This window comes from Exiguobacterium sp. s28 (assembly GCF_018618135.1).
Taxonomy (GTDB): Bacteria; Bacillota; Bacilli; order Exiguobacteriales; family Exiguobacteriaceae; genus Exiguobacterium; species Exiguobacterium mexicanum_A.
The window spans coordinates 140,881-165,209 of the sequence record NZ_JACSLL010000002.1 but is presented as its reverse complement, the minus strand read 5'-3'; the positions used below and the strand labels follow the sequence as shown (position 1 = coordinate 165,209).

The 24,329-nt window shown below is 53.1% G+C and carries 25 protein-coding genes; all 25 read left to right on the top strand.

Annotation, left to right across the window (positions count from 1 at the left end; genetic code table 11):
- The first annotated feature begins 45 nt into the window (after positions 1 to 45).
- The 25 genes from KNP78_RS03185 to pyrR all read left to right on the top strand — a co-directional run bounded on the left by KNP78_RS03185 (position 46) and on the right by pyrR (position 24,296).
- Positions 46 to 573: a YceD family protein gene (locus KNP78_RS03185; RefSeq protein ID WP_034777064.1), complete on the top strand. Its 528-nt coding sequence runs from the start codon at positions 46 to 48 to the stop codon at positions 571 to 573.
- A gap of 22 nt (positions 574 to 595) precedes the next feature.
- Positions 596 to 769: a 50S ribosomal protein L32 gene (rpmF, locus tag KNP78_RS03180; RefSeq protein ID WP_015881300.1), complete on the top strand. Its 174-nt coding sequence runs from the start codon at positions 596 to 598 to the stop codon at positions 767 to 769.
- A gap of 107 nt (positions 770 to 876) precedes the next feature.
- On the top strand, positions 877 to 1,716 hold the full coding sequence (locus tag KNP78_RS03175; protein WP_214823262.1) for a 2-dehydropantoate 2-reductase: 840 nt from the start codon (positions 877 to 879) through the stop codon (positions 1,714 to 1,716).
- Positions 1,710 to 2,069: a DUF3397 domain-containing protein gene (locus KNP78_RS03170; protein WP_084592783.1), complete on the top strand. Its 360-nt coding sequence runs from the start codon at positions 1,710 to 1,712 to the stop codon at positions 2,067 to 2,069. The genes KNP78_RS03175 and KNP78_RS03170 overlap by 7 nt, the downstream gene beginning before the upstream one ends.
- 24 nt (positions 2,070 to 2,093) lie before the next feature.
- Entirely contained in the window at positions 2,094 to 3,650 is a 1,557-nt protein-coding gene (gene bshC, locus KNP78_RS03165; protein ID WP_371819166.1) for a bacillithiol biosynthesis cysteine-adding enzyme BshC, read from the top strand.
- 169 nt (positions 3,651 to 3,819) lie between these two features.
- Positions 3,820 to 4,752, top strand: coding sequence for a 16S rRNA (cytosine(1402)-N(4))-methyltransferase RsmH (gene rsmH, locus KNP78_RS03160; protein WP_034777067.1), 933 nt, complete (start codon positions 3,820 to 3,822; stop codon positions 4,750 to 4,752).
- A 23-nt stretch (positions 4,753 to 4,775) separates the two neighbouring features.
- On the top strand, positions 4,776 to 5,138 hold the full coding sequence (gene ftsL / locus KNP78_RS03155; protein ID WP_235420168.1) for a cell division protein FtsL: 363 nt from the start codon (positions 4,776 to 4,778) through the stop codon (positions 5,136 to 5,138).
- 38 nt (positions 5,139 to 5,176) lie between these two features.
- Positions 5,177 to 7,285, top strand: a complete 2,109-nt coding sequence (locus tag KNP78_RS03150; RefSeq protein ID WP_235420177.1) for a penicillin-binding transpeptidase domain-containing protein — start codon at positions 5,177 to 5,179, stop codon at positions 7,283 to 7,285.
- Positions 7,286 to 7,343: 58 nt separating this feature from the next.
- Positions 7,344 to 8,651, top strand: a complete 1,308-nt coding sequence (locus KNP78_RS03145; protein ID WP_251128432.1) for a UDP-N-acetylmuramoyl-tripeptide--D-alanyl-D-alanine ligase — start codon at positions 7,344 to 7,346, stop codon at positions 8,649 to 8,651.
- A gap of 21 nt (positions 8,652 to 8,672) precedes the next feature.
- Positions 8,673 to 9,632 (top strand): phospho-N-acetylmuramoyl-pentapeptide-transferase, encoded by a 960-nt coding sequence (mraY, locus tag KNP78_RS03140; RefSeq protein ID WP_034777072.1) that lies wholly within the window; start codon positions 8,673 to 8,675, stop codon positions 9,630 to 9,632.
- A gap of 15 nt (positions 9,633 to 9,647) precedes the next feature.
- On the top strand, positions 9,648 to 10,985 hold the full coding sequence (gene murD, locus KNP78_RS03135; RefSeq protein ID WP_034777074.1) for a UDP-N-acetylmuramoyl-L-alanine--D-glutamate ligase: 1,338 nt from the start codon (positions 9,648 to 9,650) through the stop codon (positions 10,983 to 10,985).
- Positions 10,982 to 12,058: an undecaprenyldiphospho-muramoylpentapeptide beta-N-acetylglucosaminyltransferase gene (gene murG / locus KNP78_RS03130; protein ID WP_214823261.1), complete on the top strand. Its 1,077-nt coding sequence runs from the start codon at positions 10,982 to 10,984 to the stop codon at positions 12,056 to 12,058. The genes murD and murG overlap by 4 nt, the downstream gene beginning before the upstream one ends.
- A 12-nt stretch (positions 12,059 to 12,070) precedes the next feature.
- The gene (locus tag KNP78_RS03125) at positions 12,071 to 12,841 is read left to right on the top strand and encodes a cell division protein FtsQ/DivIB (protein ID WP_214707402.1); all 771 of its coding nucleotides are present in this window, start codon (positions 12,071 to 12,073) and stop codon (positions 12,839 to 12,841) included.
- 227 nt (positions 12,842 to 13,068) lie between these two features.
- A complete protein-coding gene (ftsA, locus tag KNP78_RS03120; RefSeq protein WP_034777079.1) occupies positions 13,069 to 14,358 on the top strand; it encodes a cell division protein FtsA in 1,290 nt (429 codons plus the stop codon).
- 48 nt (positions 14,359 to 14,406) lie between these two features.
- Positions 14,407 to 15,552, top strand: a complete 1,146-nt coding sequence (gene ftsZ / locus KNP78_RS03115; protein WP_034777081.1) for a cell division protein FtsZ — start codon at positions 14,407 to 14,409, stop codon at positions 15,550 to 15,552.
- Positions 15,553 to 15,607: 55 nt separating this feature from the next.
- The gene (gene pgeF, locus KNP78_RS03110; RefSeq protein ID WP_214823260.1) at positions 15,608 to 16,369 is read left to right on the top strand and encodes a peptidoglycan editing factor PgeF; all 762 of its coding nucleotides are present in this window, start codon (positions 15,608 to 15,610) and stop codon (positions 16,367 to 16,369) included.
- Positions 16,366 to 17,019, top strand: coding sequence for a YggS family pyridoxal phosphate-dependent enzyme (locus KNP78_RS03105; RefSeq protein ID WP_034777085.1), 654 nt, complete (start codon positions 16,366 to 16,368; stop codon positions 17,017 to 17,019). The genes pgeF and KNP78_RS03105 overlap by 4 nt, the downstream gene beginning before the upstream one ends.
- Positions 17,020 to 17,042: 23 nt before the next feature.
- Positions 17,043 to 17,510, top strand: coding sequence for a cell division protein SepF (locus KNP78_RS03100; RefSeq protein ID WP_029595732.1), 468 nt, complete (start codon positions 17,043 to 17,045; stop codon positions 17,508 to 17,510).
- 4 nt (positions 17,511 to 17,514) lie between these two features.
- Entirely contained in the window at positions 17,515 to 17,787 is a 273-nt protein-coding gene (locus tag KNP78_RS03095) for a YggT family protein (RefSeq protein ID WP_021067051.1), read from the top strand.
- Positions 17,788 to 18,558 (top strand): YlmH family RNA-binding protein, encoded by a 771-nt coding sequence (locus KNP78_RS03090; RefSeq protein WP_034777088.1) that lies wholly within the window; start codon positions 17,788 to 17,790, stop codon positions 18,556 to 18,558.
- Between the two features lie 18 nt (positions 18,559 to 18,576).
- On the top strand, positions 18,577 to 19,122 hold the full coding sequence (locus tag KNP78_RS03085) for a DivIVA domain-containing protein (RefSeq protein ID WP_021067053.1): 546 nt from the start codon (positions 18,577 to 18,579) through the stop codon (positions 19,120 to 19,122).
- A gap of 270 nt (positions 19,123 to 19,392) precedes the next feature.
- Positions 19,393 to 22,119, top strand: coding sequence for an isoleucine--tRNA ligase (gene ileS, locus KNP78_RS03080; RefSeq protein WP_034777090.1), 2,727 nt, complete (start codon positions 19,393 to 19,395; stop codon positions 22,117 to 22,119).
- Between the two features lie 58 nt (positions 22,120 to 22,177).
- Positions 22,178 to 22,651 carry a signal peptidase II gene (lspA, locus tag KNP78_RS03075; RefSeq protein ID WP_034777092.1) on the top strand — a complete coding sequence of 158 codons (474 nt, stop codon included), beginning with the start codon at positions 22,178 to 22,180 and terminating at the stop codon, positions 22,649 to 22,651.
- Positions 22,651 to 23,562, top strand: coding sequence for an RluA family pseudouridine synthase (locus KNP78_RS03070; protein ID WP_034777094.1), 912 nt, complete (start codon positions 22,651 to 22,653; stop codon positions 23,560 to 23,562). The genes lspA and KNP78_RS03070 overlap by 1 nt, the downstream gene beginning before the upstream one ends.
- Positions 23,563 to 23,762: 200 nt before the next feature.
- Entirely contained in the window at positions 23,763 to 24,296 is a 534-nt protein-coding gene (gene pyrR, locus KNP78_RS03065; protein ID WP_034777096.1) for a bifunctional pyr operon transcriptional regulator/uracil phosphoribosyltransferase PyrR, read from the top strand.
- The last annotated feature ends 33 nt before the right edge of the window (positions 24,297 to 24,329 follow it).

Here is a 24,329-nt window from a genome sequence, read left to right as displayed (position 1 = left end):
GTTGGCCTATCTATAATTCATATTGTTGCAATTGAGGTGATTCGGATGAAGTGGTCTATTGCACAGCTACTTAAGCTACGAAACCAGGGTGACAGTTTTGCCATCGATGAGATGGTCGAACTACCAGAGCTTACTCAGCTCCATCCGGATATCCGTTCGATTCGCCCGGTGCATGTGCACGGGGATGCGTCGTTCACATCTAATCAAGTTACATTCAATTTGAAGGTTCAAGGTGACCTGACGTTGCCAGATGCGCGTACGTTGGACGATGTCATCTATGAATTTGATATTGAATCGCTCGAGCCTTTCTTTTTGGAGAATGGGCGTTATACGGAGCAATTCGATGATGTCAATTTGCCAGAAGGAAATACGATTGATCTGCGACCAATCGTAAGAGAGCTCATCATGTTAGACGTCCCGATGCAAGTTTTCGGGAACGAAACAGACAAAACTCAGGTTGAAGGAGAAGGCTGGTCCGTCATTGACGAGCAGCCGGACGACCAACCAAAAATTGACCCGCGCCTCGCGGGCCTCGCCGACTTGTTCTCTAAAAAAGAGGACGAGAACGGCTAACTTTTCAAGGAGGTGGACAACGATGGCAGTACCATTCCGTAGAACGTCGAAAACTCGCAAACGTCTTCGTCGTACTCACTTCAAACTCAACGTACCTGGTATGAACGAGTGCCCGAACTGTGGCGAAATGAAGCTTTCTCACCGTGTATGCAAATCTTGCGGACACTACAACGGTAAAGAAGTAACAAGCAAATAATGCGAAAAGAAGCGGTCTCCTCGGAGATCGCTTCTTTTTTTCTTTTTGGGTCGTGGAAACAGATTGTGGTAAACTTTTGAGTGCAGACTAGACGTGGAGGGATGGCAATGAAGCCGATTAAACGAATTGGGATTATCGGGAACGGCGCCGTCGGCATGCTGATGGCTTCGCTGTTCGAACCGGATTACACGGTGACGCTCTATGGCCGTGTCGACGAGGCGACGACCGTGACGATCGAACGAATCGGCGTCACGAACGGGACGGCTCATGTAAGCCTTTGTCCGGTGACGACACTCGTCGAGTCGGAGCAGGACGTTTTTTTTGTGACGACGAAAGCACACCAGGTCGAGGCGGCGACGGAACGATTGTCAGGGGACGTGCCCGTCTTCATCTGTTCGAACGGGATTGCCCATCTCGACTACGCACGGAAACGAGGGTTTTATCTCGGCGTGGTCGAACATGGCGTGAGCCGCGATGGCGACCGGCTCCAGCATACCGGGCTCGGGCGCATCCGGATTGGCAGCCTCGGCTCGCTCGAAGAGATGTCGTTCAACGCATCTCCACTCGATGTCGTCTGGGAAGCAGACATCGAGCAAGTCGTCACCGAGAAGCTATTCGCGAACGCGATCATCAATCCGATCACAGCGCTCTGTCGTGTCGAAAATGGTGAGGTCGCTTCGCCGCCTTGCCGTGACATCGCTGATGCCGTCTATGCGGAATTGTCCACATTGTTCGACCGGCACGTGCCTTATACATATATCGAGACCATCATTGAAAAAACGGCCCATAACCGCTCTTCCATGTTACGTGACATCGAAGCAGGGCGCCAGACCGAGGTCGACGCCATCTTGACACCGCTGTTGAAACGGGCCGACGAGCGAGGCATCACGTTAACCGTCATTCCCGTCCTACAAAAATTAATTTTAGGAGCGAGCGTATCGTGCTAGTGTATATCGTTTCATTTCCACTCGTCATTTGGTTTATGGTGTATATGATACTTAGAAAAATTATGCCGAAATCGGTTAATACGTTCAAACTCGTCTGTGATGCCGGCGTGGTCCTATGGTTCTACGCGTGTGGGATTTTGCTCGAGGCGATTGTCGGGGTCGATGTGTTCTGGCTGCTGCTAGCCGTCTGTGCCGCCATCTTCCCTGCCAACGCTATTTGGCAGCGGGTGCGTCATGAGGATGTCGTCTATTCGAAGATGTTCGTGCACGGGTGGCGCCTATTGTTTTTGTTGCTCGTCCCGGCCCACTTCGTCTTGTTCACGATCGGCATCGCACGCGAGATGATGTATTAATCGTTTGAAAGGAAGTCGTTATACGTGAGGATAGAGTCGCTAGATGCCATGTACGCCCCGTCGTCTCCGATGATGCAGGTGGAGACAGGCTATTCGAAATGGCTGGACTATAAAGGGATGGACGAACTCGAGGCGAGGGCTGACGAACTGACCGGACGTTCGTTCACGCATTTGCCCGCGCTTGTAACTATATTGCGTGACCAACAAACCGCCCACGGTCCGATGTCTCCCGCGCTCGAATCAAAGCTCGACGCGTTGGCTCGAGGCGAGGCGTTGACGATGGTGACCGGACAGCAAGTCGGGGTATTCGGTGGTCCGTTGTTCGCGGTGTATAAACTGTTGACCGTGATCAAAAAAGCCAAACAGGCAGAAGCGAAACTGAACAAACCGGTCATCCCGATCTTTTGGATGGCGACCGAGGATCACGACTATGCGGAAATCAACCACGTGTTCGTGAGCCAACCGTTGTCGCGTCAATTGCGTAAAGAGGCGCTATCGACGGTCCCGCTCGCCGGCAAGGCATCAATCGGGGAGTTAGAATTCGATCGACTGAAAATTGAGCTCGTGCAAATGCTACAGCGTGTGCTGTTATCAGAGACGGAGACGCCATACACGACGACACTTTATCATGAGCTCGTCGCCGTGCTCCAAGCGAGCCATTCGTTCGCCGAATTTTTCGGGCGGATGATGCGCCGGTTCGTCGGAGAAGACTTCATCCTGTTCGACCCGCACCAACCGGAAGTCCGGGCGCTCGAGCGCGACGCATTCAAGCGGTTGATTCGTGAACACGATCGTCTGAACACGGCGCTACGAGGGGCGTTCGAGGATGGCATGCCACACGTCGACTTGAACCGGGACGCGGCCCATCTGTTCTATCACGACGGCACACGCGAGTTGTTGACGAAACAAGACGGGGTGTTCACGACGAAACGAGGCCATCGATTCACCGAGGCCGAGTTGCTGCAACAAGTCGAGGAGCACCCGGAGCGGTTCTCGAACAACGTCGTGTCACGTCCGCTCATGCAAGACTTCTTGTTCCCGACGCTCGCTTATATCGCCGGTCCGGGGGAAATCGCCTACTGGCTTCAGTTGCGCCCGCTGTTCCATCTCTTTGGTTGGAACATGCCGCTCCTCATCCCACGGCTCGGGGCCGTCCTCGTTTCGACGAACGATGAGAAGAAGCTTGCCCAAGAAGGCGTGACGCTCGTCGATTACTTGACGAACCCGTTGCCGGACCATACGTTCGATGACGAGGCGTTCGACCAGAGTCTTTACGCCTACCGAACGCTCACGGAAGCGCTCGGTCGCGAAGCCGGAAAGCGGGGCCATCGATTTGACGCCAAGGCGCGACACGTACTTGATCGGCTCGCTGACGAGATGCGGGCCGAGGCGAAACGTGACCAATATCGGTTGAACAGTCGACGGATTCATCTGTCGACAAGGCTCTTACCGATGGATGCGCCGCAAGAACGGATCTGGTCGATGGTACCGCTCTTGAATCGTCATGGCCTCGATGTGTTCAAACGGCTATTTGACGCCTACGAACAGTCTGAATCGGAGCGATGTCTCGTTAAACTGTAAAATAAATACCAATGTTTTTTTGATGGTTCCCTGAGCAATCAGGGAATCTTTTTTGTTTGTTACCTTTTTGTTTCCTCTTTTCGCTAAAAACCTATGCGGCGCTTGACATTTTTATGATAAAGTAAACGTAATAAAATAGTTGAAAAATGTAGGTTGAGAGGGTTTTTGTATGTTTGAGCATGAAACGGTTTTAAAAATGGAGTCCATTGAGGGATTGAATATTAAGCCAGACGGGATTTATGTCGATTGTACGTTAGGAGGAGCCGGTCACAGCGAAGAGATTGTCAAGCGTTTGACGACAGGCCATCTGTACGCCTTTGACCAAGACGACGTCGCGCTCAAGCACGCGAGTGAGCGGTTGGCTCCATATGAGGACCGGGTTACGTTCATTAAAAGCAACTTCGTCCATTTGAAAGATGAACTGCTGGCACGGGGAATCACTCAGGTCGATGGGGTATTGTTTGACCTTGGCGTGTCTTCGCCGCAGCTCGATGAGGCCGAACGTGGCTTTAGCTACAATTACGACGCGCCGTTAGATATGCGCATGGACCGTTCGCGTGAGCTATCGGCTTACCATGTCGTCAACGAATGGCCATTCGGGGACCTTGCCCGCATCTTCTTTACATACGGGGAAGAGAAATTCTCGAAACAGATCGCCCGCAAGATCGAGCAAGCCCGTGCCGTCAAGCCGATCGAGACGACGTTTGAACTCGTCGAGTTGATCAAAGACGCGATTCCGGCGCCGGCACGACGAAAAGGCGGACACCCTGCGAAACGAACGTTCCAGGCGATCCGCATCGCCGTCAACGATGAATTGAACGTGTTCGACCGCGCCGTCCAAGACGCGATCGATCTACTCGCCATCGGTGGACGGATTTGTGTCATCACGTTCCACTCGTTAGAAGATCGGATTTGTAAGCAAGTCTTCAAAGAGAGAAGCCAGCATCCGCCGTTACCACCAGGATTGCCGGTCATCCCGAAAGAGTTTGAACCCGAGTTGAAGTTGATCACGCGCAAGCCGATCACGGCCGGGGACGTTGAACTTGAAGACAACCGCCGGGCCCGTTCAGCCAAGCTTCGGGTCGCAGAAAAACAAAAATAGACTGTACGTAGGAGGGATACCTGATGCCAGAAGCTGCTCGCAAGGCTTTGCAGCCTCAAATTTCGCCGAATCGCAATCCGATTCCGCAAGAACGACCAATACCAGCTCCAAAACGACGTACGTTGACTTTGTTCGAATCCATCCTGTACCCGACCATGATCTGTTCAGTTGTCTTGTTCGGTGGCATCACGGTATCGAAACATAACGAAGCGTACAACATCATGCGCGACACGGCTCTGATCACACAAGAGACGAACACGATCGCGAAAGAGAATGAAGAATTGAAGTATGAGATCGCCCAACTAAGCTCACCTGAGAGAATCTATGCGATTGCTGAAAAGCTCGGAATGCAATTCAATGAGAACAACGTCAAGGTGATTGACTGATGAATTCTCTACAACAGAGTAAAAAAAGAGTGGCGTGGGTGGCGATTGTTTGCTTCACACCACTCTTTTTATTTTTTGTCGGTTGGTTCCTTTATTTGTCCGTCTTCCAGACGTACAAAGGGGAAAACATGCTCGCCTTCGCCGAGGAAGAACGCTGGAAAGCGGTCAGTACGTTAAAAGCGGAGCGGGGCGAGATTTTTGATCGGTTCGGACAACCAATCGCCATCAACATTCCGTCCTATCGAGTCGTGGCCGTGTTGAAGCTCGGCGGCGAGCGGGTAGAAAACAAGACGCTCATGCCCGAAGCGTTTCCTGAGGCCGCGAAGCAACTTGCGACCGTGCTTCCGATGACGGAAGGTGACATCTTGAAACGGCTCGAGCAAAACAAAGACCGTGGGCAAATCGAGTTCGGCGTGCCGGGTCGTGATTTGACGGTCGAACAAAAAGAAGAGATTGAAACGTTCAAGATTCCCGGGATCACGTTCGTCGAAGAACCGAAACGCTATTATCCGAACAAAGTGTTCGCATCAAGCGTCGTCGGATACGCCCAAAAGATTGACCAGAATGGGCGAATCGAACTCGTTGGAGAACTCGGGATTGAAAAGTCACTCAATGACGTCTTGAGCGAGTCGTATGGGCTGTATCGGTTCGAGAAAGATTTGGCCGGCCGTCAACTCGTCTCGAGTGACGAGCAATTGAAGGTTGACCCGGAAGATGGGGCGGACGTCCAACTGACGATCGATCACCGCATTCAACAGCTGCTCGATACGAAGATGGAGGAACTGTATAAAGAGTACAAGCCGAAGAACGCGACGGCGATCATTATGGACCCGAAGACCGGCGAAATCATCGCCTTGTCGGACCGCCCGTCATTCGATCCGAACACGCGTGAAATCAGCTCATACAGCAACTTCTCGGTATCGTCCCGCTTCGAGCCGGGGTCGACGATGAAGATCTTCACGTTGGCCGCTGCCATCAACGAAGGTGTCTACAACCCGAACGAACTGTACAAGTCGGGTTCATATAAGTATGGCAAGACCGTATTCAATGATTACAACATTACCGGATGGGGTACGATTCCTATGGTAGAAGGTGTCTGGCACTCGTCGAACGTCGCCTTTTCGATATTGGCGAACGAACGGCTTGGACTCAGTCGCTACGAGGATTATTTCAAAGCGTTCAAGTTCGACCAACGCACGGGCGTCGATTTACCGGGCGAGGTCAACAGCCAGTTCGATTTCGAGAGCCCGCTCAACGTCTTGATCACAGCATGGGGTCAATCGACGGCCGTCACGCCAATGCAAATCTTGCAAGCGACGTCGGCCATCGCGACCGATGGGACGATGAAGCAACCTCATGTCATTAAAAAAGTCGTAAACCGTGAGACGGGCGAGACGATTCGGACGACGAATCCGAAAGTCGTCGGGCAACCGATCACGGCCGAAGCGGCAAAACAGACGCGGGAAGCACTTGACGGCGTCGTCAATAGTGACGTCGGGACGGGGCAATTGTACGCCCTTGACAACTACCGCGTCATCGGGAAAACCGGGACCGCGCAAATCGCGGAGAACGGGAAGTATTTGAGTGGACAATATATCCATTCGTTCGTCGGCATGGCGCCGGAGGACGATCCAGAACTCGTCATGTATATCGCCGTCGACCGTCCGAACAGCGACTCGTCGACGACGGGACCACGCATCATGGCACCGCTGTTCAAAGACGTGATGGACGTCGCGCTCCGTTACCGGAGTGTCGAGCCAGACAAACAGGCGAAGACGATCGATGCGTCGACGAAGACGACGGAGTCATTCGTCGGGCAAGGACGTGACGAGGCGGTGAAGGCAGCCAAGGCGGCGGCATTCACACCGGTGTCACTCGGCAGTGGCGAAACGGTCATCGCGCAAAGTCCGGTCGAGGGTCAACCGTACGTCGTCGGCGAGCGCTTGCTGTTGAAGACGGATGAGTCGTTCACGATGCCGGTCTTGAAAGGCTGGTCGCTCCGTGATGTGAAACGGTTGGCGACGCTTTACCAATTGAATTTAGAAATAGACGGTACCGGCTTTGTCACGTCCCAGTCGATTGGGAAAGATAAGCCTGTCAAGACCGGGGCGACGTTAAAAGTGAAGCTCCAGTCACCGTCGAACTAACGCAAAGGGATGAAGAGGGCCTCGGCTCTCTTTTCCTTTGTCACAGGAGGAAATGGTTATGGAACAGTTGACGATACAAACACTCGCATCTTGGTTCGGCATGAAGACAGATGATACGCGTGAGGTGCGCCACGTCGCAACCGACTCGCGAGACGATAACGCCGACGGCTTGTTCGTCCCAATCATCGGGGCGCGTGTCGATGGACATGATTATATCGAGGCTGCCGTCAAACAAGGTGCGATCGTGACGTTTTGGGAGCAAGACCGGCCGTTGCCGGAAGGGATTGTCGCCATTCCGGTCGCATCGCCGCTTCAGGCGCTTCAAGAGGCGGCAGCCCGCTACTTGGCAGAGATTGATCCAAAAGTCGTCGCCATCACCGGATCGAACGGAAAGACCTCGACGAAAGATATGATCGCCGTTGTGCTCGGCGAGACGTTCAAGACACACAAGACGGCAGGCAATTTCAACTCGGATGTCGGCTTGCCGCTCACCGTGTTACGGATGCCACGCGATACGGAAGTCGCCGTCCTTGAGATGGGGATGAACGGATTCGGTCAAATTGAATTGTTGTCGAAGCTCGCTAAACCGGATATCGCTTTCGTCACGAATATCGGAGAGTCGCACGGAGAACAAGTCGGGGGGCGCGAGGGGATCGCCAAGGCGAAACTCGAGATTAAAGCCGGTCTGAAACCGGATGGCGTCTTGATCGTCGATGCCGACGAGCCGCTCCTGAGTGAAGCTGGCGGGTACCGCGTCGGTTATGAGGCGACGGCTGACGGAAAGCTCGAGGTCGTGGAGGCGACGTTCGATGCTTCGATTTTCCGTTACAACAACGAGTTATATGAATTGAAAGTGCTCGGCGCCCATCAAATCCGCAACGCCGCCTATGCGATCGCTTGCGGACTCAAGTTCGGATTGGGACACGATACGATCCAACGCGGACTCGATCGGGTCCAGTTGACATCGATGCGGATGGAGAAGCGGATGTTCGGTGATGCGCACTTGATCAATGATGCCTATAACGCCAGCCCGACTTCGATGATCGCCGCCATCGAGACGATGAAAACACTTGAAGGGTTCACGCGACGTGTCCTCGTCCTCGGTGACATGTATGAACTTGGCGCAGATGAAGTCACGCAACACGAAAGTGTCGGCCGTGTCATCACGGCCCCGGTCACGGATTGCGTGCTCATCGGAGAGAAGGCGAAATGGATTGCGAACGGCATTACCGATCCGCGTGTGAACGTGACAACGGTGCCGACCGTCGAGGAAGCGAAAGTGCTTCTCGGCAGTTATCAATGCCCCCAGACTGTGATATTGTTAAAAGCATCGCGAGGACTGGCGCTTGAGCGCTTAGTTCAATAAAGAGAGTAGTGAGGTACGAACATGCTAATCAGTTTAATCGTCTTAATCAGTTCATTATTGACCGTATTGGTCGTCATGCCGCGGGCCATCCCGGCACTGCGTAACTTAAAGTTTGGCCAAGAAATCCGTGACGAAGGTCCGGGTTGGCATCAAAAGAAATCAGGCACTCCGACGATGGGAGGCATCGTCATCTTGCTCGCCCTCATCATCGGATTCCTCGTCTCGGTCGTCTTCGGAGAAGCCGTCGCCGGATTCGGGACGCTCTTGTTCGTGACACTCGCCTTCGGTGTGATCGGCTTCCTTGACGACTACATCAAAGTCGTCAACAAACGTAACCTCGGTTTGACATCGCTCCAGAAATTGATCGGTCAAATCGTCGTCTCCGTCCTGTTCGTCTGGTTCCTCTCACTCGGTGGGGAGCTCGACACGACGATTCAAATCCCGTTCACCTCGATCGCGTTTGAAACGGGTTGGTTCTATGTGGCCATCGTCATCTTCTGGCTTGTCGGTTTCTCGAACGCGGTCAACTTGACGGACGGTCTCGACGGTCTCGTCTCGTTCTCGGCTATCCCGACGTTCGCCTTCTTCGGCATCTATGCCCTCGGGCAAGACGAAGCCGGAATTGCTTGGTTCGCCTTCAGTGCCGTCGGCGCCTTGCTCGGTTTCCTCGTCTTCAATAAATATCCGGCAAAAATCTTCATGGGCGACACGGGGTCGCTCGCCCTCGGCGGTGCGGTCGCAGGTCTCGCCCTCATGCTCAAACTCGAGTTGTTGCTCGTCTTTGTCGGTATCATCTTTGTCATCGAGACGCTCAGCGTCATCTTGCAAGTGCTCTCGTTCAAGACGACGGGCAAACGAATCTTTAAGATGAGCCCGATCCATCACCATTTCGAAATGGTCGGTTGGTCAGAATGGCGCATCGTCTTGACGTTCGGTGGAATTAGTTTGATCACGGCAGTCTTGTCGTTACTACTCATGTAATGGATGGTGGAAGACATGCAACAACAGTGGAACGATAAACGAGTCCTCGTACTCGGCGCGGCACGGAGCGGCATCGCCGCTGCCGCTTACTTAAGAAATGTCGGCGCGAACGTGACCATCAATACCGGGAGCGAACCGTCAACGGAAGAACGGATGAAAATCGAAGCGCTCGGCATCAACGGCGTCTTCGGTTCCCATCCGCTCGAATTGCTCGACACGACGGACATGATCGTCAAAAATCCGGGTATCCCGTATCACATCCCGCTCCTCCAAGCAGCGCTTGAGCGGAACATCCCGATCTATACAGAAGTGGAGCTCGCCTACTTGGCGACTGATGCCACGTTCGTCGCCATCACCGGTTCGAACGGGAAGACGACGACGACGACGCTCGTCCACGAATTGCTCAAAGGGGGAAGTCGTCCGGTGCATGTGGCAGGGAATATCGGTTTCCCGGCCATCGAAGTGGCATCGAAAGCGAAGCAGGGTGACGTCATCGTCATCGAGCTGTCGAGCTTCCAACTGATGGGCGTCGAACAGTTCCATCCGCAAGCGGCGGCACTGTTGAACTTGTCACCGGCGCATTTGGATTACCATGGCGACTTTGACTCGTATGCCGATGCCAAAGGAAACTTGTTCCGGAACATGACGGCCGCAGACCGTGTCGTCGTAAAAGGCAGCGACACGGAAGTGATGAAACGTGTCCCGTCCGGTCTTCCCGCCTCAACGTTCGGTTACGACAGTGGAGACGCACACGTAGTGGACGGTTGGGTCACGCTTCATGGAGAACCGGTCATCCGCGTCGAGGACCTTGCCCTTGGTGGGGCCCATAACGTCGAGAACGTGTTGGCAGCCTTGTTGCTCGTCGAACCGTTCGACATTCCGCGAGCACACATCGAACGCGTCCTTCAGACGTTCGGCGGAGTGGCCCACCGTACAGAGAGCCTCGGACGAGTGCTCGGCCGCCGGGTGTATAACGACTCGAAAGCGACGAACAACGTGGCCGCCGAAGCCGCATTGAACGGTTTCGAGGCCCCGATCGTCTGGGTGTGCGGAGGACTCGAACGTGGCGCCGACCTCACTTCTCTCGTTCCGGCGCTCGGCCGGGTCAAAGCGATTGTCGCTTACGGCGAGACGGCGGAGCGGTTCAAGTCGTTAGGTGAGGCCGAGCAGATTCCGTCGTTCGCGGTCGCTACGCTCGAAGCGGCGGTCCCGCTCGCGTTCGAACAGTCGGCGACTGATGACGTGATCTTATTATCGCCGGCTTGTGCAAGTTGGGATCAATATAAGACGTTCGAAGAGCGCGGCGAACATTTCGTCCGACTCGTGAATGCATATGAGGAGGCCAATCGATGAAAGTTATGATTTCTGGTGGAGGGACGGGTGGACATATCTACCCGGCACTCGCTCTTCTCGACACACTCAAAGCGAGGCACCCGAAGCTCGAGGTGCTTTATATCGGGACTGAGAACGGTCTCGAGGCTGACCTCGTTCCACGGGCGGGCGTCCCGTTCAAATCAATCCGGATTGCCGGACTAAAACGTTCTCTATCGCTAGACAACATCAAGACGGCGTATTGGTTCATTCAATCCGTCCTCACGTTACGTAAAGAGATGAAGACGTTTCGTCCGGATGTCGTTATCGGAACGGGCGGCTTCGTCTCAGGACCGGTCGTCTTTACGGCACAGCAACTCGGAATCCCGACCATCTTGCATGAACAGAACAGCATCCCGGGCTTGACGAACAAGTTCCTCTCGAAGAAAGCCGACCGCGTCGCCTTGTCGTTCGCCGGTTCTGAGTCGCAGTTTCCCGGAGCCAACGTTCGCGTCATCGGGAACCCGCGTGGGAGCGAAGTGTTGAAGACGACCGTAGATGAGGCGGCCGTCCGTGCCAAGTACGGGATCGATGAGCGGCCGATCATCTTGATTTACGGCGGAAGCCGCGGGGCAGAAGCAATCAATCGCGCTGTCATCGAAGCTATTCCCGAGCTCGCGGCTGAACCGGTGAACGTGCTCTACGTGACCGGGAACGTGCACTACGACAACGTCGTGGCCACCGCGCCAACAGCTGAAAACGTCCATGTCTTGCCATACGTCTACGATATGCCTGAGCTTCTCGCTTGCGCGAGCCTCGTCGTGTCACGGGCCGGCGCGTCGACGATCTCGGAGTTGACCGCGCTCGGTCTACCGAGCATCTTGATTCCGAGCCCGTATGTGACGGCCGATCATCAGACGAAAAATGCGTCAGCCCTCGTTGAGAGCGGCGCGGCCGAATTGATCAAAGAAGGAGACTTGACGGGCGAGACACTCGTCAAGTCGATCCGTCACGTATTGGCACATCATACTGAGATGGCAGAAGCATCGAAACGGCTAGGATTCCCGCAAGCTGCGGAATCACTCGCCGACCTCGTCGAAGAAGTCCGCCGATAAAGGAGAATAGACATGGAGACACGTCAGAACACCGTTCGTAGTTTAGAAGACCGTATCCCGTATATGAAAGATCAGCGTCGTAAAAAAGCGAACCGACGCTTGTCGACCATTTTGATCTTATTCGCGGTGCTGATCGCACTCGTCGTATATATGCAGACATCGGTCTCTGACGTGAAGGCGGTGAACGTGAACGGTCTGTCCTGGCTGACAGAAGAGTACGTGCTCGCCGGGACGGACATCGATACGTCCACAAAAATCGTTCAAGTGTCACCGAAGGAGATTGAACGAGAACTCCGCGCCGTGCCTGGAGTGAAAGATGTCGACGTCGACCGCTCATGGTATAACATCGTGACAATCGATGTCGAAGAAGAAAAGATGATCGCGTATTCGCGGACGGATCAAGAAGAAGTCGCGGTACTTGCTGATGGCTCGCTTCATCCGACTGGCGGCATCACCGACCCTGAGAAGTTAAAGGACGGTCCACTCTTGCGTGAATTCACGGACAAAGCTGAACTCGAGAAAATCGCGACTGAGCTTGAACAAGTCGATGACGCGATGCGGGCCCGGATGTCGGAAATCGTGTTCTCGAAACAAGACGGGGAATCGACTCGATATGAGATTTATATGAACGACGGCAACACGATTCAAACGCCAACGTTCAAGCTCAGTCAAACCGTGTCCAAATACGGTGAAATCTATGAAAACATTCCAAAAGGACAACGAGGAACTGTCGTCATGGATGGCGGATATTATTTCGTCCCGTATAAAAAACCGAAAGAATAATCTGATATTTTACAGTCCTTAGACACATAAGGGCTGTTTTTTTATCGATTGTAATCGAATTGACACCCCAAAACCGCTTAATTTGTAGGATTCTACCTTTTCTCACTATCTTATTTGTTGTAAACTTAGACGTGAGATATCTTGCCGGACCTAACAATATTTTTGGATATCTGTAACAATGTAACGGAATTCAAGTATAGAAATTAAAGCGCGGAGGTGTTTCCCTTTTGGAAGCGAATGGTTATGTGGCCGCATTGGATATAGGAACGTCAGAAATTAAGCTCGTCGTGGGTGAATTACTCGGGGGAACGCTTAACATTTTGGCGGAGGGGTGTGCCCCGTCTGCAGGAGTAAAACGTGGCGCCGTCGTCGACATCGATAAGACGGTTCAAGCCATCAAACAAGCCGTCGAACATGCCGAAGCGGCACTCGGTGATCAAATTCGGTCGGTATATGTTGCCATCGAAGGGGAACATATCCAAATCGCCCCATGTCACGGAATCGCGTCGGTCAAACGAGAAGACCAAGAAATCACGGATACAGATGTCATCGAAGTCATCAACTCGGCGCAAGTCATGCGCTTGCCGGACGAGATGAGCGTCATCGATGTGATCCCGTCGTCATTCACGGTCGATCAACAGACAGGTGTCGTCGATCCTCGGGGAATGCTCGGCTATCGTTTAGAGATGCACGGGAAGATGGTAACTGGTTCGAAGACGATTTTACATAGCATTCGTCGCTCCATCGAACGAGCGGGTCTGAAACTCGAAGGATTCGTCCTCGGCAACTTGGCACTCGGTATGAGCGCGGCATCTGTCGACGAAATCGATCTTGGTATCGGATTGATCGATATCGGACATGAAAAGACAACCGTCTCTGTCTTCTATCGGGGCGACCTTGTCTACTCATATATCCTTCCTGTCGGAGGCGATCATATGACACGCGACTTGGTTTACAAGCTCAACTGTAAATACCAGGACGCCAAAGTGGCGAAAGAAGAATACGGACTCGCCCTTGAAGAAATGGCCGACGCATCAGAGGGCTTCTCGTTCACGAACATTAACGGAGAAGTAACGTTCGAACCGCAAGCAGAAATTAGTTATGTTTTAGAGGCAAGAATAGAGGAAATGTTTACGCTTGTGTTGAATAGAGTGCAAAAGGTAGGCGTCCCGACGCTCAGTGGAGGATATCTCCTCTGCGGTGGGGCCGCTGCTTTACCTGGCATCCAAGAATTGGCGACTCGTGTTATGGGTCAAACGACGAGACTGTATCAGCCTTCGTCGATTGGCGTCAGACACCCGAAATACGCGACCGCGGTAGGCGTCCTCAAGTACGTGCTTATGAGCGATCATCACGTCTCGAAGTCACGACTTGAAAAGCCGGAAGAGCGCGTGACCGTCACGAAACCGGACGGCACGATGCCAAACGACCACGACCACGACGTGGATGTGGAGCGGGACGATCGCGAAACGAAAAATGGATTCGGCCGCTTAATGGAAAAACTATTTGGCGTGTAAACTTGACGTTGTGTTAACAATTGGAAATTACGTAGGGGGATACCTGAAATGATGTACTTTGATGAGGCGATTGACGCCGTAGCAAAAATTAAAGTAATTGGAGTCGGTGGTGGCGGTTCAAACGCCGTCAACCGCATGATCGAGCACGGAGTGCAAGGTGTCGAGTTCATCGCCGTCAACACAGACGCGCAAGCACTCAACATGTCAAAAGCAGACGTGAAGCTTCAACTTGGCGCGAAATTGACGCGTGGCCTCGGTGCCGGCGCAAATCCTGATATCGGGAAAAAAGCGGCAGAAGAGAGCCGTGAACAGTTGATTGAAGCGCTTGATGGCGCCGACATGGTCTTCGTCACAGCAGGTATGGGCGGAGGAACCGGGACTGGGGCTGCACCTGTCATCGCTGAGATTTCGAAAGAAATCGGAGCGCTCACAGTCGGTGTCGTCACGAAACCGTTCATGTTCGAAGGACGCAAACGGATGCAACACGCCCAACACGGGATTCAAGCGTTCAAAGAAAAAGTGGATACACTCATCGTTATTCCGAACGATAAGTTGCTTGAAATCGTCGAGCGCAATACGCCGATGATCGAAGCGTTCCGTGAAGCGGATAATGTCCTTCGTCAAGGTGTCCAAGGGATCACGGACTTGATCGCCATCCCTGGACTCATCAACCTCGACTTCGCTGACGTGAAGACGATCATGACAGAAAAAGGCTCGGCCCTCATGGGTGTCGGTGTCGCGACAGGCGAGAACCGTGCCGTCGAGGCAGCGAAGAAAGCCATCTCATCTCCACTTCTCGAGTCTTCAATCGAAGGCGCGAAAGGTGTCTTGATGAACATCACAGGCGGACTCAGCCTCAGCTTGTTCGAAGTCACGGAAGCTGCTCAAATCGTACAAAGTGCCGCTGATGAAGAAGTGAACTTGATTTTCGGTTCGGTCATCAACGAAAACTTGAACGACGAGATCATCGTAACCGTGATCGCAACTGAATTCGCAGAAGAAGCGCAAGGGACGAACCCGTTCCTCCAGCAACCGAAGAAAAAACCGGAAGCTGAAGTGAACCGTGAGGCTCAACCGAAAACGCAAGAAGCTGCGCCACAAGATGAAGGGAACTTCCATAGACCGGTCTATGGCGGGGACGTCCCAGACGAGACGATCAACATCCCAGCGTTCGTAAGACAACGCCGTAACTAAACAACAGGGGGGTGCCGGTTCTCGGCATCCCCTTTTTCTAAAAAAGGAGAATCATATGCGACTGCTACATACATGGGAAACCGAGACGGATCGCTACCGCGCCTACGTCACGACCCGGACCGATGGGCATAACGAAGGCAACGTCGGACTCCACGTCGGAGATGACGCAGACCAGGTCGTCGCCAATCGGAAGCAATTTTTCGAAGCGGCCGGTCTCGACCTCGCTGATTCGGTATGGGCCGACCAAGTGCATCAAACAAACGTCGAAGTCGTCGGAGACGCTGACCGTGGCAGAGGAGCGTACCGTTACGATGAGACGATTCCGGCGACGGACGGTCTCGTCACGACGGTTGACTCGTTACCGCTCGCCCTCGTGTTCGCTGATTGTGTCCCGCTGTTCTTTTGCGCCAAAGACCATGGCGTCATTGGTGTCGCACACGCAGGCTGGAAAGGGACGGTCGGTAACATCGTGGCCTCGATGACCGATGCATTTGCAACATTGGGCGTACCGGAACAAGATATTGATATGTTTGTCGGACCAGCCATCACGGCCGACCATTACGAGGTCGACCGCCGTGTCCTTGATGCGGTCGAAGCTGTCTCGCCGGCAGCTTATGAAGCATCAGTCTCGGACGAACAGGCAGGCCATGCCCATCTATCCCTGCAACGAGTGAACGAGACGCTCGCCGCTGAACGAAATATCGAGGTGACCCAATCGAACTTGTCGACCGTAGCCGATCGAAGCTTTTTCTCGTATCGGAACGGAGATGCCAAACGTCGATTTGCGGCTGTCCTCGTCAAGGAGAAGAAATCGTGAGCATAGCGAATAATGTGAATCAAGTCAGACAGACGATCGACGCGCATCGGACCGATCAAGCGGTGACGCTCATCGCGGTCACGAAATCGGTCGGTCCCGACGTGGCGAACGCCCTCTATGCGGAAGGCATCCGTGACTTCGGCGAAAATCGTCCCGAAGGATTGCTTGAAAAAGTCGAGCAGTTGCCGCCTGATGCCAAGTTTCATTTCATCGGCAGCCTGCAGACACGTAAAGTGAGACAAATTATCGACCATGTGGCAGCGATCCATTCGCTCGACCGCCTCTCGCTCGCCGAAGAAATCAATAAGCGCGCTCAAGGCGTGATCGATTGTTTCGTGCAAGTGAACATATCGGGCGAAGCATCAAAACATGGTCTCGAAAAAGAGGAAGTCATCCCGTTCATCGAGAACTGTAAACAGTATCCTCACGTGCGGATCATCGGATTGATGACGATGGCACCGTTCACAGAGGACGAGACGGTGATTCGGGAGACGTTCCGAAACTTGAGACAATTGCGCGATGACGTCGCAGGTCTTGCCTATCCGCATGCACCGTGTACCGAACTGTCAATGGGGATGTCGAACGACTACACGTTGGCGATCGAAGAAGGCGCATCGTTTGTTCGTATTGGAACCGTACTTGTGCAATAATATATTTTAAGGAGGAATCCGTTATGTCAATCAAAAACAAAATGAAGGACTTCTTTGGACTCGAGGAAGATCCGAACAACCAGTTCGAAGGAGACGAGTATGCTGTCGCCGAAACGAAGACACAACCGATGACGGAGGCAATCGTCAAAACTGAGGACCGTCCGAAAACATCGAACAATATCGTCGCGTTGAACACGAAGAAGAAAGAACGTTCAAAAGTCGTCTTGGCCGAACCGCGTGTATTCGCCGAAGCCCAAGACATCAGCGACCAATTGAAAGAAAACCGGGCCGTCATCGTCAACCTCCAACGGATGTCGAAAGAGCAGTCTCGTCAAGTCGTCAACTTCTTGTCAGGTGTCGTCTATGCGTTAGAAGGGACGATGACGTCGATTGGACATAACACGATTCTATGTACTCCAAACAACATCGAGTTGACGGGATCGATCTCGAATTTGATTTCGGAGGACGAACTCAACAGTAAAGGGTGGTAACTGAATGGAAAATGCTATACCTGCGTTAGGCAACACGATCGTTACATTACTTGGGTATTATAGTTGGGTCTTGATTGCCTATATTTTATTATCGTGGTTCCCAAATGCGCGCGAATCTAAATTTGGTCAAATTTTATCGTATCTATGCGAGCCGTTTTTAAACCCGTTTCGTCGAATCATCCCACCAATCGGCGGGATGCTCGATATCTCCCCAATCGTCGCTTTATTTGTGCTACGGATGGCACAATTTGGAGTGCGAGCGATTTTCGGTATTTAAATGAGCGTCTTCGATCATTATCGTCCGAATGAGCGCCCGTTTGTCGAGCAAGTGCTCGATTGGGTTCAACAAGTCGAGGACAACTATGTGTTTAAAGTGACGGACTTTTTAGATCCACGCGAGCAACAAATCGTCCGGCAACTCGTCGGGAAGCAGCTCGCGATTTATGAGGACGGCGGATTTGAAGGCGCGGAACGGCGTCGACTCATCCTCGCTCCGGACTATTACGAGCTCGACCCGAACGATTTTGATATCGCGATTCGTCAAATCGACTATCCAACCAAATTTGTCGAATTGACGCATCGTCAAGTGACGGGTACGCTCTTGAACGCTGGGTTGAAGCGTCAAAAATTCGGAGATGTCGTCCTCGACGACGGCGTCGCCCAATTCGCGACGACGCGTGAGGCGGTTGGGTTCATCGAGATGAACGTCGACCGGGTCGGCAAGGCCCGGATTCGCATCTCAGAGGTGCCGCCCGAGTCCGTGCTCGTCGTGCCCGAAGTCAAATGGAGCGACGAGTTCGGAATCGTCTCATCACTCCGGTTTGACACGGTCGTCAGCGAAGTGCTCGGATTATCAAGGCAAAAAGCGCAGGCGCTCGTCAAACATGGAGACTGCAAAGTGAATCATAAACCGATTGACGATGCGAGCTTCATCCTTGAACCAGACGATTTGGTCTCGATCCGAGGGTATGGCCGTGTCAAATTGACGGCGATTCTCGGCTCGACGAAACGTGAGAAAATAAAAATCCAGTATGGCATCATACGTTGAACTTAGGAGGAAAGTCGAATGGCGTTGACACCGATTGATATTCATAATAAAGAGTTCTCGACTCGTTTTCGCGGGTACGATATCGATGAGGTCAATGAATTTCTAGATCAAATCATCAAAGAGTTTGAGCTATTGATTCGTGAGAATAGAAGGTACGAAGAACTCGTCAACGATATGCAAGCCCGTATCGACTACTTCTCCTCGATGGAAGACACGTTGAACAAATCGATTATCGTCGCCCAAGAGGCTGCCGAAGAAGTGAAGACGAACGCGGCGAAAGAAGCGAGTCTCATTTTGAAGCAGGCCGAACGCGAGGCGCTCGCCCGTGAGGAAGAAGCGTCACGTAAAGAACAGCTCGCTGAGCGCGAAGTCATTCAAATGCTCAAAAAAGTCGAGTTGTACCGGACCCGCTTCCGCGTCCTCGTCGATGCTCAGATGGAGCTGTTGAACAGCACGGAATGGGACACGATTGTCGGGGAGCCGCCGGTCCAGACGGTTCTTGACGATACGACCGAACTTGCGTATAATGACGACGAAGTCATACCAACCAAACATCACGGATAATACACAATACGTCGATTAGGACACGTCGATAAAGTCATACCTACGAAGCGACTTAGGGAAGGTGCAAGCCTAAGAGAAAGACTTTATCGGTATCCCCTATGAGTGTCGGGCTGAAGTTAGTAAGCGCGACCGCCTGACCTCGTTATCGGTTACCAAGAGCGGTCTCGGGGTTTTCCCTGAGATTAGTAGGGTGGTACCGCGAGTCGACTAACTCGTCCCTATTAGGGGCGGGTTTTTTTGTTGTCAAAAAAAGATGCAGGAGGAGTTTCAATGAACTACAAAGACACACTATTGATGCCTGAAACAGAATTCGCGATGCGCGGAAATCTGCCGAAACGCGAGCCAGCAATGCACGAGGCTTGGGAACAGATGGACCTATATAACCGCGTCCAAGAAAAAAATGCCGGAAAGCCACAATACATCCTGCACGACGGACCTCCGTATGCGAACGGCGACATCCATATGGGCCATGCGCTCAACAAAGTATTGAAAGACATTATCGTCCGTTTCAAATCATTGAACGGCTACCAGTCACCGATGATCCCGGGCTGGGACACACACGGTCTCCCGATCGAGAACGCGCTTCAAAAAGCAGGCGTCAATCGTAAAGAGATGACGGTCGCCGAGTTCCGCGAGAAGTGTGCGGCGTACGCGATGGAACAAGTGAACTCGCAACGCGAGCAGTTCAAGCGTCTCGGACTGATGGCTGACTTTGACAACCCGTATATCACGCTATTGCCGGAATATGAGGCGGCTCAAATCCGCTTGTTCGGGACGATGGCCGAGAAGGGTTACATCTATAAAGGGAAGAAACCGGTCTACTGGTCACCGTCTTCTGAATCGGCCCTCGCCGAGGCAGAAATCGAATACTATGACAAGAAGTCACCGGCGATCTACGTGGCGTTCCAAGTCGTCGACGGCAAAGACGTCTTAGCGACAACGGACCACTTCGTCATCTGGACGACGACACCATGGACGATCCCAGCCAACCTTGGGATCGCGGTCAGCGACGAGTTGACGTACACGCGCATCGAGCACGACGGCAAAGGGTACATCGTTGCCGAAACGCTCGTCGAAGACGTGACGACGGCACTCGGCTGGACGGATTACACGGTGAGCGGTTCTTGGAACGGGCGCGAGTTCGAACACATGACGGCTCAGCACCCGCTTTATGACCGAACATCGCTCGTCATGATCGGCGATCACGTCACGGCTGACGCGACAGGCCTCGTCCATACGGCACCAGGTCACGGGGAAGACGATTACCGTGTCGGACAAGCTTATGGACTCGACGTCCTCTGCCCGGTCGACGACCGTGGTTATATGACAGAGGAGGCGCCAGGTTTCGAAGGTTTGTTCTATGAAGACGCGAACAAACAAATCGGCATGAAGCTTGAAGAGAACGGCTACCTCCTCAACTTGAAATTCATCAAGCACTCGTACCCGCACGACTGGCGTACGAAAAAACCGGTCATCTTCCGCGCCACACCACAATGGTTCGCGTCAATCAAAGATTTCCGTGCCGACATGCTTCGTGAAATCGAAGAAGTGAACTGGGTACCGGAGTGGGGCATGACGCGCCTTTACAACATGGTCCGTGACCGTGGTGACTGGGTCATCAGCCGTCAACGGGCATGGGGCGTCCCGATTCCGATCTTCTACGCCGAAGATGGCACGGAGATCATCACGAACGAGACAATCGACCACATCGCCAACTTGTTCCATGAGCACGGCTCGAACGTCTGGTATGAGCGTGAAGCGAAAGACTTGTTGCCAGAAGGCTTCACACACCCGAACAGCCCGAACGGCGAGTTCCGGAAAGAACTCGACATCATGGACGTCTGGTTTGACTCAGGTTCGTCTCATGCGGGCGTACTCGAACAGCGCGATAACTTGCGCCGTCCGGCCGACTTGTACCTTGAAGGCTCGGACCAATACCGCGGCTGGTTCAACTCGTCACTCTCGACGGCAGTCGCGACGACGGGCAAAGCGCCGTATCGCAACGTGCTCAGCCACGGCTTCGTCCTCGACGGCGACGGCCGTAAAATGTCGAAGTCACTCGGCAACACGATCGCACCGAACGATCTCGTCAAACAATACGGAGCGGAAATCGTCCGTCTTTGGGTATCGTCGGTCGACTATCAGTCGGATGTCCGCGCATCGCACGACAACTTCAAACAAGTGTCGGAAGTCTACCGGAAGATCCGCAACACGTTGCGCTTCTTGCTCGGAAACTTGAACGGGTTCGACCCATCGATGCGTGTCGCCTTCGAAGACATGCCGGAAGCGGACCGCTTCATGGCGACAAAACTCAAGCAACTTCAGACGAAAGTCGTTAAAGCGTACGACACGTTCGATTTCATGGCTGTCTATCACTTGAGCCATAACTTCTGTGTCAACGAATTGTCGTCGTTCTATCTCGACTTCACGAAAGATATTCTGTATATCGAACGTGAAGACGACGCACGTCGTCGTGCCGTTCAAACGGTCATGTATGACACGGTCGTCACGCTCACAAAATTGCTCGCACCAATCCTTCCGCACACAGCGGACGAAGTGTGGCAAGAAGTGCCGGCGAAGACAGCTGATAGCGTCTTCTTGACAGACCTTGAAGCAGTGGCACCGCTCACAGAAGATGAGACGGCATTGCTCGCGAAATGGTCGAAGTTCCTCACCTTCCGTGACGACGTCTTGAAAGCGATCGAGATCGCCCGTGGCGAGAAGTTGATCGGTAAACCGCTCGAGGCGAAACTACAAGTCGCGCCAAAAGGTGAGACGAAACAGTTGCTCGAGACGATCGATAACGTTCGTCAGTTGCTTCAAGTGTCGCAACTCGATTACGTCGAATCGGCCGATGTCGATTATGCGACGGCCGAAATCAGCGTCATGAAGGCTGACGGTGCAGCTTGTGCCCGTTGCTGGACATACTCGACCGAGCTCGGTCAAAATGCTGAACATCCAGAGCTTTGCCCGCGTTGTACTGAAGTCATCGCATAAGCCGGACCGGAGTGGCGATCGTCCACTCCGGTTTCTTATGACTTGAAAGGAGAATCTGATGAAACGTTATTACGGATTAGCACTTTTCCTCATCTTGCTCGACCAAGTAACGAAATGGATTGTCGTCCAGACGATGACGATTGGGCAGTCAATCGAGCTCATCCCAGAATTGCTCTACTTGACGTCTTACCGCAATAAAGGCGCGGCCTGGGGCATGCTCGAAGGGCAGATGGTGTTCTTCTTCATCGTCACCGCGGTCGTCGTCGTCGGATTGATTTATTTCTTGCATAAAGAAGTGAACGGGTTTGATTTGCTCGGTTATAGCGTCGGGTTACTGCTCGCCGGTGCGATCGGGAACTTCATCGACCGTCTGTTCCGTGGTGAAGTCGTCGATTTCGTCGACACGTATCCGTTCGGCTACAACTTCCCAATCTTTAACGTCGCCGATATGGCGCTCACGTTCGGGGTCATCTTCATGATCATCGGCGTCTTGTTCGAAGAAAAATTAAACAAAGAAAGGGGACAATCGTAATGGAAACTTACACATTTGTCGCCGAAGAAAAGGCACGTATTGACAAATGGATGAGCGAACAAAGTGACTGGTCACGTTCGCAAATCCAAGACTGGATCAAGGCGGGGGACCTCCTCGTCAACGGCCAGGTCGTCAAGCCGAACTATAAACTGCAAGAAGGTGACGAAATCGTCGTGACGGTCCCGGAGGCCGTTGAACTCGAAGTGTTGCCAGAGAATATCAAGCTCGACGTCGTTTATGAGGACGAGGATGTCATCGTCGTCAACAAGGCACGCGGCATGGTCGTCCATCCGGCGGCCGGTCATACGTCAGGCACGCTCGTCAACGCACTCCTCTATCACTGTGACGATTTGTCAGGTATTAACGGTGTCAAACGACCAGGCATCGTCCACCGCATCGATAAAGACACGACCGGTCTCCTCATGGTCGCGAAAAACGATGTGGCCCACGAATCGCTTGCGAGCCAGTTGAAGGATCGTAAAATTAAGCGTGAATATATCGCTCTCGTCCACGGCGAAGTTGCCCATGAGCTCGGGACGATCGAGGCGCCAATCGGGCGTGACACGAACGACCGTCAGCGGATGACAGTGACGGACAAGAACGCGAAAGAAGCGATCACGCACTTCCGTCTGCTCGAGCGGTATAAAGACTTCACACTCGTCGAGTGTAAGCTCGAGACGGGACGGACACACCAAATCCGCGTTCATATGCGTTATATCGGCCATCCACTCGCTGGTGACCCGAAATATGGTCCGCGCCGGACGATTCAATTGAACGGACAAGCGCTCCATGCGGCGACGCTCGGTTTCTTCCATCCACGCACGGACGAATGGCTCGAATTCGAGGCGCCGCTCCCGGCCGACTTCGAAGCGGAACTTGCAAAATTGGACAAAATCGAGAAAACGCGTTGACTTTCAACCGATTCCGATTTATAGTCTAGGAAGCATAACACCTTTAAACCCAGTCCAGAGAGGCTGTGAAAGGATTGTGGCCGCGGCCACGACACGTCGATTATTTGAGGCAGAGGTCTGCCCTCACATATGAAGACTTCCTTTTCCAGCCGGATGAGGAAGTCTTCTTTTTTGTATAATTTGAGAGAGGGGGGAAACGTTTGAAACGTTCTACCATATTGGATGAAGCGGCCATCCGCCGTGCACTTACCCGAATCGCTCACGAAATCATCGAGCGCAACAAAGGAACGGACAACGTCGTGCTCGTCGGGATTAAAACCCGAGGCGAGACGCTCGCCGACCGACTCGCCCGCCGCATCGAAGAAATCGAAGGCAAACCGATCGCGCTCGGTAACTTAGACATCACGCTGTACCGGGATGACCTGTCTAAGAAGTCACTCGACCCGGAAGTGAAAGCGACTGAACTGCCACACGACATCAACGGCAAGACGGTCGTCTTGATTGACGATGTCCTCTACACGGGCCGGACAGTGCGAGCCGCCATGGACGCACTCGTCGACCACGGTCGCCCGGATTACATCCAGCTCGCTGTCTTGATCGACCGGGGACACCGCGAGCTACCGATTCGCCCAGACTTCGTCGGCAAGAACGTGCCGACCTCGAAGTCAGAACAAGTCGTCGTCCGACTCAGTGAAGTCGACACGACCGACGAAGTGTTTATCAAACAGCAATAATCCAAAACCTTTAAGGTGGTCCAGAGAGGCCAG

What these genes read in the sequence shown, in the direction of transcription:
- murG (WP_214823261.1), top strand. Translation starts at nt 10,982, where the DNA reads ATGAAAGTTATGATTTCTGGTGGAGGGACGGGTGGACATATCTACCCG.
- KNP78_RS03100 (WP_029595732.1), top strand. Translation starts at nt 17,043, where the DNA reads ATGTCAATCAAAAACAAAATGAAGGACTTCTTTGGACTCGAGGAAGAT.
- pgeF (WP_214823260.1), top strand. Translation starts at nt 15,608, where the DNA reads ATGCGACTGCTACATACATGGGAAACCGAGACGGATCGCTACCGCGCC.
- KNP78_RS03185 (WP_034777064.1), top strand. Translation starts at nt 46, where the DNA reads ATGAAGTGGTCTATTGCACAGCTACTTAAGCTACGAAACCAGGGTGAC.
- KNP78_RS03125 (WP_214707402.1), top strand. Translation starts at nt 12,071, where the DNA reads ATGGAGACACGTCAGAACACCGTTCGTAGTTTAGAAGACCGTATCCCG.
- rsmH (WP_034777067.1), top strand. Translation starts at nt 3,820, where the DNA reads ATGTTTGAGCATGAAACGGTTTTAAAAATGGAGTCCATTGAGGGATTG.
- ftsZ (WP_034777081.1), top strand. Translation starts at nt 14,407, where the DNA reads ATGATGTACTTTGATGAGGCGATTGACGCCGTAGCAAAAATTAAAGTA.
- KNP78_RS03070 (WP_034777094.1), top strand. Translation starts at nt 22,651, where the DNA reads ATGGAAACTTACACATTTGTCGCCGAAGAAAAGGCACGTATTGACAAA.
- rpmF (WP_015881300.1), top strand. Translation starts at nt 596, where the DNA reads ATGGCAGTACCATTCCGTAGAACGTCGAAAACTCGCAAACGTCTTCGT.
- mraY (WP_034777072.1), top strand. Translation starts at nt 8,673, where the DNA reads ATGCTAATCAGTTTAATCGTCTTAATCAGTTCATTATTGACCGTATTG.
- lspA (WP_034777092.1), top strand. Translation starts at nt 22,178, where the DNA reads ATGAAACGTTATTACGGATTAGCACTTTTCCTCATCTTGCTCGACCAA.
- ftsL (WP_235420168.1), top strand. Translation starts at nt 4,776, where the DNA reads ATGCCAGAAGCTGCTCGCAAGGCTTTGCAGCCTCAAATTTCGCCGAAT.
- KNP78_RS03175 (WP_214823262.1), top strand. Translation starts at nt 877, where the DNA reads ATGAAGCCGATTAAACGAATTGGGATTATCGGGAACGGCGCCGTCGGC.
- ileS (WP_034777090.1), top strand. Translation starts at nt 19,393, where the DNA reads ATGAACTACAAAGACACACTATTGATGCCTGAAACAGAATTCGCGATG.
- KNP78_RS03090 (WP_034777088.1), top strand. Translation starts at nt 17,788, where the DNA reads ATGAGCGTCTTCGATCATTATCGTCCGAATGAGCGCCCGTTTGTCGAG.
- KNP78_RS03085 (WP_021067053.1), top strand. Translation starts at nt 18,577, where the DNA reads ATGGCGTTGACACCGATTGATATTCATAATAAAGAGTTCTCGACTCGT.
- KNP78_RS03095 (WP_021067051.1), top strand. Translation starts at nt 17,515, where the DNA reads ATGGAAAATGCTATACCTGCGTTAGGCAACACGATCGTTACATTACTT.
- murD (WP_034777074.1), top strand. Translation starts at nt 9,648, where the DNA reads ATGCAACAACAGTGGAACGATAAACGAGTCCTCGTACTCGGCGCGGCA.
- KNP78_RS03145 (WP_251128432.1), top strand. Translation starts at nt 7,344, where the DNA reads ATGGAACAGTTGACGATACAAACACTCGCATCTTGGTTCGGCATGAAG.